The organism is Cupriavidus sp. 8B (assembly GCF_054589115.1).
In genome coordinates this window covers 1-503 of sequence record NZ_BAAILO010000494.1, presented here as the reverse complement: position 1 = coordinate 503, position 503 = coordinate 1, and the positions used below count along the sequence as shown (strand labels likewise).

Here is a 503-nt window from a genome sequence, read left to right as displayed (position 1 = left end):
GCGGCCCAGAACGAGACCTACCTGGACTGGATGATTTCCGGCCTGAAGGTCACCATTGCACTCGGGCTCTCGTCGTGGATCATCGCCCTCGTCATCGGCTCGGTACTCGGCGTACTGCGCACGGTGCCCAACAGGTGGCTGTCCGGCCTGGCCGCCACCTACGTCGAGATCTTCCGTAATATTCCGCTGCTGGTGCAGTTGTTCATCTGGTATTTTGTCATGCCCGAGCTGTTGCCCGGCGGCGAGGCCATCAAGCAGATGAACCCCTTCGCCCAGCAATTCCTGGCGGCGATGTTCTGCCTGGGCACCTTTACCGCGGCCCGGGTTTGCGAGCAGGTGCGCTCGGGGATCAACTCGCTGCCCCCCGGCCAGCGGAATGCAGGCCTGGCGATGGGCTTCACGCTGGCCCAGACCTACCGCCACGTGCTGCTGCCGATGGCGTTCCGCGTCATCGTGCCGCCGCTGACCTCGGAGTTCCTGAACATCTTCAAGAACTCCGCGGT

Annotated in this window: 1 protein-coding gene; it reads left to right on the top strand. The window is 63.6% G+C overall.

Annotation, left to right across the window (positions count from 1 at the left end; genetic code table 11):
- Positions 1 to 503, top strand: a 503-nt coding sequence (locus ACYP5B_RS45430; RefSeq protein WP_459573958.1) for an amino acid ABC transporter permease, incomplete at both ends; no start/stop codon positions are given.